At 67.8% G+C, this 11,113-nt stretch carries 9 protein-coding genes; 2 read left to right on the top strand and 7 right to left on the bottom strand.

The genetic code is table 11. The annotated features are described in order from the left end of the window. Nucleotides 1-199 precede the first annotated feature (199 nt). Genes ccoP through ccoN form a run of 4 tightly spaced genes read right to left on the bottom strand, consistent with a single transcriptional unit; the run spans nt 200 to nt 3,797 of the window. A complete protein-coding gene (gene ccoP / locus IT40_RS01510; RefSeq protein ID WP_175562291.1) occupies nt 200-1,246 on the bottom strand; it encodes a cytochrome-c oxidase, cbb3-type subunit III in 1,047 nt (348 codons plus the stop codon). Continuing rightward, complete coding sequence (locus IT40_RS01505; RefSeq protein WP_036749587.1) at nt 1,246-1,434, bottom strand: CcoQ/FixQ family Cbb3-type cytochrome c oxidase assembly chaperone; 189 nt, start codon at nt 1,432-1,434, stop codon at nt 1,246-1,248. Before IT40_RS01505 ends, ccoP begins: the two co-directional genes overlap by 1 nt. Nucleotides 1,435-1,442: 8 nt before the next feature. Continuing rightward, nucleotides 1,443-2,168, bottom strand: coding sequence for a cytochrome-c oxidase, cbb3-type subunit II (gene ccoO, locus IT40_RS01500; protein WP_036749584.1), 726 nt, complete (start codon nt 2,166-2,168; stop codon nt 1,443-1,445). Nucleotides 2,169-2,177: 9 nt separating this feature from the next. Continuing rightward, entirely contained in the window at nt 2,178-3,797 is a 1,620-nt protein-coding gene (gene ccoN, locus IT40_RS01495; protein WP_036749582.1) for a cytochrome-c oxidase, cbb3-type subunit I, read from the bottom strand. A 250-nt stretch (nt 3,798-4,047) separates the two neighbouring features. Here ccoN and IT40_RS01490 point away from each other — a divergent pair, with 250 nt between their 5' ends. Further along, nucleotides 4,048-4,881 (top strand): universal stress protein, encoded by an 834-nt coding sequence (locus IT40_RS01490; protein ID WP_036749579.1) that lies wholly within the window; start codon nt 4,048-4,050, stop codon nt 4,879-4,881. Nucleotides 4,882-4,953: 72 nt separating this feature from the next. Here IT40_RS01490 and fnrL read toward each other — a convergent pair whose 3' ends face one another. Then, entirely contained in the window at nt 4,954-5,703 is a 750-nt protein-coding gene (gene fnrL / locus IT40_RS01485) for a transcriptional regulator FnrL (RefSeq protein ID WP_036749576.1), read from the bottom strand. Nucleotides 5,704-5,752: 49 nt separating this feature from the next. Here fnrL and hemN point away from each other — a divergent pair, with 49 nt between their 5' ends. Further along, entirely contained in the window at nt 5,753-7,108 is a 1,356-nt protein-coding gene (gene hemN / locus IT40_RS01480; protein WP_036749573.1) for an oxygen-independent coproporphyrinogen III oxidase, read from the top strand. Here the strand turns inward: hemN and IT40_RS01475 are convergent. Further along, a complete protein-coding gene (locus IT40_RS01475) occupies nt 7,105-8,040 on the bottom strand; it encodes a cation diffusion facilitator family transporter (protein ID WP_052095670.1) in 936 nt (311 codons plus the stop codon). The two genes, hemN and IT40_RS01475, sit on opposite strands and share 4 nt — an antisense overlap. A 73-nt stretch (nt 8,041-8,113) precedes the next feature. Continuing rightward, nucleotides 8,114-10,957: a DNA polymerase I gene (polA, locus tag IT40_RS01470; protein ID WP_036749570.1), complete on the bottom strand. Its 2,844-nt coding sequence runs from the start codon at nt 10,955-10,957 to the stop codon at nt 8,114-8,116. Between the last annotated feature and the right edge of the window lie 156 nt (nt 10,958-11,113).

Genomic DNA, 11,113 nt, shown 5'->3' with positions numbered 1-11,113 from the left:
GGCTGGCCGAGCATAGCGAGGGGGGATGCGGGGAACATAGGCCGAATTGTCGCATCCGCATAAGAAACCGGCCCGGCCGGCTTGCGCCAGGACCAGGCCCTGCGTTTGATAAGAACACCGGCCCCCCTTGGAAACGCGCGAACAGGACGGGGGGCCGGTGCCACCGTGGCCGGTTTCCCGGCCACGGATCTGGGATCAGTTATTCGCCGCCGCCAAGGCTGTGGACATAGGCGGCGACGGCGACGATGTCGGCGTCGGACAGGCGCCCGGTCCAGGCCGGCATGACGCCGAAGGGACCGTCGCGCACGATGCGGGTGATCGTCTCCGGGTCCGAACCGTAAAGCCACACGGCATCGGTCAAGTCCGGCGCACCCTGGGCGCGGTCGCCGGTGCCGTCCTCGGCATGGCAGGACGAGCAGTTGTCGGCGAACAACTCCACGCCCTCGGCCGCCAGCGCCGCGTCATGCGGCAGACCGCCCAGCTCCAGCACATGGTTCACGACCTGGCGGATCTGGGTGTTGTCCAGCAGTTCGTCGGTGCCGAAGCGCGGCATCTCGGAATAGCGGGTGTCGCCGTCCTTGGGATCGCGGATGCCATGCATGACCGTGGTGTGGATCTCTTCCAGCGTGCCGCCCCAGAGCCAGTCGTTGTCCAGCAGCGAGGGATAGCCCGTGGCCCCGCCCGCGCCCGAGCCGTGGCACTGCGCGCACCAGGTGCGGAAGATCGCGGCGCCGGCATTGGCGGTATAGTTCGCCAGTTCCGGGTCGGCGGCGATCTCTTCCAGCGGGGTCTCGACCAGCTTGGCCTGGATCGGGGCGTTGGCGTCGTTGAAGCGCTGGATCTCGGCCGCCACGTCGGAGCGGTAGCTTTGGCCCAGAAGGCCGCGCGTCGCCCCGTTCACCAGCGGGATGGCCGGATAGGCGATGAAGTAGAACACCCCCCAGACGATGGTGGCATAGAAGGTCCACAGCCACCAGCGCGGCAGCGGGTTGTCATATTCCTCGATCCCGTCCCAGCTGTGCCCGGTCGAGGGCACCTCGACCACCCTGCGCCCGCCCTTGCGGTCGCGCACGACGCGGGTGGCACCCGGCCGCGGCGTGACCGGGGGATGCAGCGGTCCCTCGGGCCCCTCGGGCGGATGGGCCAGGATCTTGGCCTTGTGGGCCTCGTCGGCGGCCTGGCGTTCCAGCTCGATCCGGTTGTCGGGATTTTGCGGGCTGGTGTGCTCGTCGTCGCTATCGGCCATCACTCGACCTCCTTCTCGCCCGCCGGTGCGGGTTTCGTCTCGTTGCGGAAGATGCTTTCGGCCGCGTCGCGATGCAGCGGCCGCGAGCCCGGCCTGAGGGCGAAGACGATCGCCCCCAGGAAGAACAGCACCAGCAGCAGCAGCACCCAGCTGTCGGCCAGTTCGCGAAGGAAGGAATACCTGTCCATGGCGGGCCTCAGCGGTTCGGATCGGGTTCGAAGGTCGAGAAATCGACCATCGTGCCCAGGACCTGGAGATAGGCGATCAGGGCGTCCATCTCGGACACGCCGGGACGGCGGTCGAAATTGCGCTGCTGCGCCCCCGGATAGCGTTCCTCCAGCCCCGAGGCATCGGCATCGGGATCGGCCTGGGCGGCGAAGTCGCCGACCGCCGCGGCGATCATCTGGTCGTCATAGGGCACGCCGACCATCGCATCGGTCCGCAGCCGTTGCGCCATGTTCGAGGAGTCGATGGGGCGGTCCAGCAGGAAGCCGTATTTGGGCATGATCGATTCCGGCACCACCGCCTGGGGATTGACCAGGTGGTCGATATGCCATTCGTCCGAATAGCGGCCGCCCACGCGGGCCAGGTCCGGCCCGGTCCGCTTGGAGCCCCACTGGAACGGATGGTCGTACATCGACTCGGCCGCCAGGCTGTAATGGCCATAGCGCTCGACCTCGTCGCGCATCGGGCGGATCATCTGGCTGTGGCAGACATAGCAGCCCTCGCGGACGTAGATGTCGCGGCCCTTCAGCTCCAGCGGCGTATAGGGCCGCATGCCCTGCACCTTCTCGATGGTGTTCTGCAGGTAGAACAGCGGCGCGATCTCGACGATGCCACCGATGGTCACGACGAGGAAGGAAAAGACCAGCAGCAGCGTGGCGTTCTTTTCCAGGACCTTGTGCTTTTCAAGAATGGCCATGATCCGTCCTCATTCTGCCGGGACCGCGACCGTGGTCGCATGGGTCTTGGGTTGCTTGGCGACGGTGGCCCACAGGTTGTAGCACATGATCAGCGCGCCGGTCAGGTAAAGCACGCCGCCCATTCCCCGCACCACGTTCATCGGGAATTTCGCGGCCACCGTGTCGGCGAATGCGTTGACCAGGAAGCCCTGGGCGTCGACCTCGCGCCACATCAGCCCCTCCATGATGCCCGAGACCCACATCGAGGCCGCGTAGAGCACCAGCCCGATGGTGGCGAGCCAGAAGTGCCAGCTGACCAGGCCCGTCGAGTAAAGCCGCTCACGCCCCCAAAGACGCGGCACCAGGTAGTAGAGCGCGCCAAAGGTGATCATGCCGTTCCAGCCGAGCGCGCCGGAATGCACGTGGCCGATGGTCCAGTCGGTGTAGTGGCTCAGCGAGTTCACCGCCTTGATCGACATCATCGGCCCCTCGAAGGTCGCCATGCCGTAGAAGCCGACGGCCACCACCATCATGCGGATCACCGGATCGGTGCGCAGCTTGTCCCAGGCGCCCGAAAGCGTCATCAGGCCGTTGATCATGCCGCCCCAGCTGGGCATCCACAGGATGATCGAGAACACCATGCCCAGCGTCGAGGCCCAGTCGGGCAGCGCGGTATAGTGCAGGTGGTGCGGACCGGCCCAGATATACAGGAAGATCAGCGCCCAGAAGTGGATGATCGACAGCTTGTAGCTGTAGACCGGGCGCTCGGCCTGCTTGGGGATGAAGTAATACATCATGCCCAGGAAGCCCGCCGTCAGGAAGAAGCCCACCGCATTGTGGCCATACCACCATTGCGTCATCGCGTCCTGCACGCCCGAGAAGAGCTGCACCGACTTCGAGCCGAAGGGGCTGACCGGGATCGTCAGGTTGTTGACGATATGCAGCATGGCGATGGTGACGATGAAGGACAGGTAGAACCAGTTCGCCACGTAGATATGCGGCTCTTTCCGCTTCAGGATCGTGCCCAGGAACACCGCCAGGTAGACGACCCAGACCACGGTCAGCCACCAGTCGGCATACCATTCGGGCTCGGCATATTCCTTGGACTGGGTGGCGCCCAGGATATAGCCGGTCGCCGCCAGCAGGATGAAGAGCTGGTAGCCCCAGAACACGAACCAGGCCGCGTTGCCGCCCCAGAGCCGCGCCGCCGAGGTGCGCTGCACCACGTAGAACGAGGTCGCGATCAGCGCGTTGCCGCCGAAGGCGAAGATCACCGCCGAGGTGTGCAGCGGCCTGAGCTTGCCGAAGTTGGTATAGCCCATGGTGACGTCGCTGAGGTTCAGCGCCGGGAAGGCCAGCTGAAAGGCGATGATCACCCCGACCAGGAAGCCGACCACGCCCCACAGGGCGGTGGCGATCACGCCGGCCCGGACCACGTCGTCCATGTATTGCGTCTCGGGATGCGGCTCGAGCGAAGGTTGCTCGTTGCCCATCTGGCGCAGCACCCGCAGAAACATGACGCCCGCCGCCAGCATGACGATCAGGGCATTCACGAGATAGGCGGGATCATCGGGTCGCGCGTAATTGGCGGCGATCGCGGCCAGGACCGCAATCGTGCCAAGCGCGATCAGCTTGATGGTATCCAACATTAAGTTCCTGTCCTTCATCCTGCGCCGAAGGCGGCCGATTCGCATTGGATGCGGCGGGTTCGCGGCTTCGACAGCTTCTTCTAACGTCACACGGTTTCGTGAGACTTTGATCTGCGTCAATCCGTCCGTTCTGGATAGGCGTAAAATTCCCAAATATCTGGACAGGATGTCGCAGCCGGCCGCCAACGGCGATTGCGATCCTGCCGGATGCAGGTGAAACTCGCCTCTGAACCCCGAAAGGAGAGGGCCCATGGGCTACAAGACCATCCTGACCGTTCTGACCGATGCCGACCAGCAAAAGCAGCTGGATTCGGCCATTGCCATGACCCGGCGCGAGGATGCGCATCTCGACGTGTTCTGCATGGGCGTGGATCACACCCAAAGCGGCTACTACTATGCAGGCGCCTCGGCCTATGTGTTCCAGGAATCCATCGACAAGGCCGTGGCGGCGGCAGGCGAGCTGGAGGAGCGGGTCCGCGACCGGCTCGACCCCGAGGACATCCGCTGGTCCGTCGATTCCGCGGTGGCGCAGGTCGGCGGGCTTTCGACGCTGGTGGGCATGCGCGCGCGCTATTCCGACCTCGTGGTGCTGAGTCGCCCCTATGGCGAGGGCGCGCCCACCGATGCCGAGGCCGTGACCGAGGCGGCGCTGTTCGAGGGCTCGGCCCCGGTGCTGATCGTGCCCGACGCGCTGAAGGAGCCCTTCGGCAGGAAGGTCATGATCGCCTGGAACCAGTCGAACGAGGCGCTGGCCGCCGTGCGCCGCGCCCTGCCGTTGCTGATCGCCGCCGACAGCGTCGAGATCACGGTGATCGACCCCTCGCCCAGCGGTCCCGAACGCTCGGATCCCGGCGGGGCGCTGTGCCAGATGCTGACGCGCCACGGCGTCCGGGCCGAGATCGCGGTTCTGGCCCGCACCCAGCCGCTGGTCAGCGACATCCTGAACCGCCGCGCGACCGAGATCGGCGCCGACATGCTGGTGATGGGCGCCTATGGCCATTCCCGCTTCCGCGAGGCGATCCTGGGCGGCGCGACGCGCAACATGCTGGAAAAGGCGCAGGTGCCGGTGCTGATGGCGCGCTGATCGGCCAGTCCCCGCCAACTGGCGGCCCAACGCCCCGGACACGCCGTCCGGGGCACCTTGGCGGGCGGCGCGCTAGCTCAGCGGCCCGCCGTCCGAATCATCGCCGCTTTCCGTGACCAGCCGGACGAAGGAGGGCACGATCACCCGCCGCTTGCCGTCCAGCTCGATCACCCCTTCGCGCTTCAGCGCGCTCATCTGCCGGCTCACCGTCTCCAGCGTCAGGCCCAGGTAATCCGCCATCGCCTCGCGCGTCAGCGGCAGTTCGATGGCGATGCGGCCTTCGGGCCGGCGCTTGATCAGCGCCGCCTCGCGCCGGGCCAGGATCACCAGAAGCGAGGCGATCTTCTCGCGCGCGGATTTGCGGCCCAGGAGCAGCAGCCAGTCGCGGGCGGCGTCCAGCTCGTCCAGCGTCATCTCCAGAAGCCGGCTGGCGATGCGGGGATTGTCTATCAGCAGCTTTTCAAAGGGTTTGCGGCGGAAACAGCACAGCACCAGGTTGCTGGTCGCGGTGACGGTATAGGTCGCCATCTCGCGCCCCGGCCGGCCCAGGAAGTCGCTGGGCAGAAGCAGGCCGACCATCTGCGTGCGCCCGTCCTCGAGCTGCTGGGTCAGCCCGGCCATGCCGGCGACCACCGAGGCCACGAAGTCCATCCGGTCGCCGGCCCAGACCACGACCTGTCCCGCCTCGTAGCGGCGATAGAACTTCATGCCCTCCAGTTCGGCCAGTTCGTCGCCTTCGCAATGCGCGCAGACGGCCCGATACCGAATGGGGCAGATTTCGCAGGGCTGCTGCGTCGCGCAGAGGGCGGCGTCATGTGGCATTTGATTTGGGTCAAGGTTCCGGCGCGTGTTCAGCGCTAGATATAGCAACATGGAACAACAATCGCAACTTGAGCGGCTCGGACTGTTTGACGCGCGCGTGCCGCGCTATACCAGCTACCCCACCGCGCCGCATTTCACCCCCGCCGTGGGCGAGCCGGTCTTCCGCGACTGGGTCGCGGCAATCCCCGCCGGCGCGGCGATCTCGCTCTACATGCATGTGCCGTTCTGTCGGCGGCTGTGCTGGTTCTGCGCCTGCCGCACCCAGGGCACGCAATCCGACGAGCCGGTGCGCGCCTATGCCAAGGCGCTGCTGGCGGAACTGGACATGCTGAAATCCGCGCTCGCCCCCGGCGTCAGGCTGTCGCGCCTGCATTGGGGCGGCGGCACCCCCACGCTGATGCCGGCCGAGATGATGCGGCTGGTCGCCGGCGCGGTCCTCGGTGCCTTCCCGCTGGCCGAGGGCGCCGAGTTCTCGGTCGAGATCGACCCGAACGAGATCGACGAGGCCCGCATGGACGCGCTGGCCGAGGCCGGGCTGACCCGCGCCTCGATCGGGGTGCAGGATTTCGACCCCGAGATCCAGAAGATCATCGGCCGCGAACAAAGCTTCGAGGTGACGAAACGCGCCGTGGACATGATCCGCGACCGCGGCATCGCCAGCCTGAACGCGGACATCCTCTATGGCCTGCCCAACCAGAACCCGCGCAAGATCGCCGAATCGGTGCAGAAGCTCCTGGCGCTCTCGCCCGACCGGGTGGCGCTTTACGGCTATGCCCATGTGCCCTGGATGGCCAAGCGGCAGGTGATGATCCCCTCCGAGGCCCTGCCCGACCCCTATGGCCGGCTGCGGCTGTTCGAGACCGCGCGCGAGCTGTTCCTGGCCGACGGCTATGACGAGATCGGCATCGACCATTTCGCCCGCCCCGGCGACGGGCTGGCCCGCGCGCAAAAGGCCGGGCTCCTGCGGCGCAACTTCCAGGGCTATACCGACGACCGGGCCGAGGTGCTGGTGGGGCTGGGCGCCTCGTCGATCTCGCGCTTCCCGCAGGGCTATGCGCAGAACGCCCCGGCCACCGGCGCCCATCTGGCCAGGATCCGCGACGGGCGCTTCTCGACCACGCGCGGCCATGCCTTCACGCCCGAGGACCGCTGGCGCTCGCGCATGATCGAGGCGCTGATGTGCGATTTCGAGATCCGGGCCGAGGAATTCATCCGCGGCCACGGCTTCGACGCCGACCGCCTGGCCCAGGTCTTCGCCCCCGTCGCCGCGCATTTCGGCGAGATGGTCGAGGCCGATGCCGCGGGCCTGCGCATCACGCCCAAGGGGCGGCCGCTGACCCGGATGATCGCCCGCATGTTCGACGGCTACGACATGGCGGCATCGGGCCATTCCGCCGCGATCTAATGCGGATGATGGCCGTGGCCGTCATCCCGGTCGCCGCAGGGCTCGCCCTCGCGCTCGGTCTCGATGGTGGCATGGCCGATGCCGAAGTCGCGCCGCAACAGCGCCTTGACCCGGCGCACCGCCTGCGCCGGATCGGCCCCCGCGCGCAGCACCAGATGCGCCGATAGCGCGTTGCGCCGCTCGTCGATCTGCCACAGGTGCAGGTGATGCGCGCCCGCCACGCCCTCGACCGCGGCCATGGCGCGGGCCAGCGCCGCGTGATCGACCCCGGCGGGCGCGGCCAGCATCAGCATGCGCATCACCGGCCCGATCTCCCGCCCGATATGCCACAGGATCACCGCCGAGATCAGCAGCGTCAGGATCGGATCGGCGATCTGCCAGCCGAAAGCCCAGATCAGCGCCCCGCCCAGGAGCACCGCGACCGAGACCGCCGCATCGGCCAGGTTGTGCAGGAAGGCCGCGCGAATGTTCACGCTCTCGCGCGACGCCCGCCAGACCAGCGCCGCGGTCAGCGCATCCACCACCAGCGCGAAACCCGCCAGCGCCATGACCAGCCCGCCCGCGACCTGCGGCGGATGGGCGAGCCGCCCCAGCGCCTCGATCCCCAGCCAGGTCGAGATGGCGATCAGCGCGATGTAATTGACGAAGGCCGCGACGATCTCGGCCCGGCCCCAGCCATAGCTCATCTCGGGGCTGGCGGGCCGCCGCGCCAGCCGCCGGGCGCCAAAGGCCAGCACCAGCGCCAGCGCATCCGAGAGATTATGCACCCCATCCGCGATCAGCGCCGTGGAATCGGCGACATAGCCGCCCAGGATCTGCGCCCCGGTCAGCGCCAGGTTGACCACCACCGCAATCAGGATGGCGCCGTCGCCCACCCCGCCCGGCAGGTGCGAATGCCCGTGCCCGCCGTCATGCGAATGCGAATGGCCCATCCCGCCCTCCTTCGCCGGCTTCTTCGTTCCCCAAATACCCCTGCGGCCGCGCCACCCACGCGACCGCCGCCGCTCAATGCGCCTCGGCCCAGTTCGCCCCCTGCCCGGCATCGACGATCAGCGGCACGTCCAGCCGGACCGCGGGATCGGCCGCGCCCTGCATGACGCCGCGCGCCGCCGCGACCAGCTCGGGCACGGCAGACTCCTCGACCTCGAAGACCAGTTCGTCATGCACCTGCAGCAGCATCCGCGCCGGCAGGTGGCCGATCGCCTCCGGCATGCGGATCATGGCGCGGCGGATGATGTCGGCGGCCGCGCCCTGGATCGGCGCGTTGATCGCCGCCCGCCGCGCCCCGCCGGCCGCCGGCCCGGACTGGTTGATGCCCGGCGTCATGATCCGCCGCCCGAACAGGGTACGCACGAAACCGTCCTGCTTGGCCCCGGCGACGGTGCGGTCCATATAGGCGCGGATCTCGGGGAAACGCTCGAAATAGGTGTCGATGAAGGCCTGCGCCTCGGCCCGCGGAATGCGCAGGTTGCGCGCCAGGCCAAAGCCCGAGATGCCATAGATCACCCCGAAGTTGATCGCCTTGGCGCGGCGGCGGATCATCGGGTCCATGCCCTCGACCGGCACGCCGAACATCTGGCTCGCGGTCATGGCATGGATGTCGATGCCGTCGCGGAACGCCTGCTTCAACGCCGGGATCTGCGCCACATGCGCAAGAATCCGCAGCTCGATCTGGCTGTAGTCCAGGCTGACGATCCGCATCCCCGGCCCGGCGACGAAGGCTTCGCGGATGCGCCGCCCCTCGTCGGTCCTGACCGGGATGTTCTGCAGGTTCGGATCGGTCGAGGCCAGCCGGCCGGTCTGCGCCCCGGCGATGGAATAGCAGGTATGGACCCGCCCGGTCTCGGGGTTCACATGCAGGGGCAGCGCATCGGTATAGGTCGATTTCAGCTTCGAGATCGCCCGCCAGTCCAGCACCCGCGCCGGCAACTCGTGCCCCTCGGCGGCCAGGTCCTCCAGCACCTCGGCGCCGGTGGAAAAGGCGCCGGTCTTGCCCTGCTTGCCCCCGGCCAGGCCCATGCGCTGGAACAGGATCTCGCCCAGCTGCTTGGGGCTGCCCACGTTGAAGGGCCCGCCGGCCAGCTCGTGGATCTCGGCCTCCAGCCCCGCCATCTTCTGGGCAAAGGCGTTGGACATGCGCTTGAGATGCTCGGAATCGATGCGGATGCCCGCCATCTCCATATCGGCCAGCACCGCGATCATCGGCCGCTCCAGCCGCTCATAGGCGGTGGTGACATGGTTCGGCGCCAGCTTCGGGCGCAGGTGATGCCAGAGCCGCCAGGTCACTTCGGCATCCTCGGCGGCATATTCGCTGGCCTTGTCGATCGTCACCTGCGAGAAATTGATCTGCGCCTTGCCCGAGCCGATCAGATCCTTGATCGGCAGGCAGCGATGGCCCAGGTACAGGTCCGCCAGCTCGTCCATGCCGTGGTTGTGCGCCCCGGCATTCAGCGCATAGGACAGCAGCATGGTGTCGTCCAGCGGCGCCATGCGGATGCCGTGGCGGGCCAGAAGCTTCCAGTCATACTTGACGTTCTGGCCGATCTTCAGCACCGAGGGATCCTCAAGCACCGGCTTGAGCATGGCCAGCGCCCGCTCCCGGTCCATCTGCCCCTCGACCCGCGCGCCCGAGCCGAACAGGTCCGCCGCGCCGTCGACATGGCCCAGCGGCAGATAGGCCGCCCGCCCCGGCCCGGTGCACAGCGAGACCCCGACCAGATCGGCCTGCATCTCGTCGAGCCCGGTGGTCTCGGTGTCGATGGCGACCACGCCCTTTTCGGCGATCTCGGCCAGCCATTCGGCCAGCACCGCCTCGTCGCGGATGGTGACATAAAGGCTGCGGTCGATCGCCGGCAGTTCGGCCGCCGGCGCGGCCCCCGTCCCGGCCCCGCTCCCCGCCCCGCTCCCGGCCACGGCGGCCGGCACCGGCGCCGCCTCGGCCATGCTCGGCGGCTCGGCGCCGAACCGCTCGGCCACGCGCTTGGTCAGGGTGCGCAGCTCCATCCGAACCAGGAAATCCAGCAGCGCCTCGGGATCGGGCTCGCGGATCTCCAGGCTCTCCAGGGTGAAGTCCAGCGCCATGCGGCAATCCAGCTCGACCAGCCGCTTCGAGATGCGGATCTGCTCGGCATGGTCGATCAGCGTCTGCCGCCGCTTGGGCTGCCTGATCTCCTCCGCCCGCGCCAGCAGGCTCTCCAGGTCGCCGTATTCGTCGATCAGTTGCGCGGCGGTCTTGATGCCGATTCCCGGTGCGCCCGGCACGTTGTCGATGGAATCGCCGGCCAGGGCCTGCACATCCACCACCCGCTCGGGGCCGACGCCGAATTTCTCGCGCACCTCGTCGGGGCCGATGGGCTTGCCCTTGATCGGGTCCATCATCTCGACCCCGCCGCCGACCAGCTGCATCAGGTCCTTGTCGCTGCTGATGATCGTCACCCGACCGCCCGCGTCCCGCGCCTGGCAGGCAAGGCTCGCGATGATGTCGTCGGCCTCAAAGCCCTCGGTCTCGATGCAGGCGATGTTGAAGGCCCGCGTCGCCTCGCGGGTCAACGGGAACTGCGGCCGCAGGTCTTCAGGCGGCTCGGGCCGGTTGGCCTTGTAGAGCGGATAGATGTCGTTGCGAAAGGTGCGCGCCGAATGGTCGAAGATCACCGCGGCATGGGTCGGCTGGTCCGAGCCCTTGCCGTCCTGCAGGTATTTCCACACCATGTTGCAAAAACCCGCCACCGCCCCGATGGGAAGCCCGTCCGAGCGCCGGGTCAGCGGCGGCAGCGCGTGATAGGCGCGAAAGATGAAGGCCGAGCCGTCGATCAGGTGGAGGTGATGGCCCTTGCCGAATCCGTCCGTCATATGTGCGCGCCCCCTGCTCTTGCATTCGCCCGCCTTGATGCCACGAAGCGGCCCTGGGGCCAAGGCCGCGCGGCCCGGCTTTCTCCGTTTGAAAATACCCCCGCCGGAGGCGTCGCAACGCCCCGGCCGGCCGGACATTGCCGCCTGGGGCCGCCT

This window comes from Paracoccus versutus (genome assembly GCF_000763885.1).
Lineage (GTDB): Bacteria > Pseudomonadota > Alphaproteobacteria > Rhodobacterales > Rhodobacteraceae > Paracoccus > Paracoccus versutus.
The sequence above is the reverse complement of the archived record's forward strand: the minus strand, read 5'-3'. Positions and strand labels throughout refer to the sequence as shown.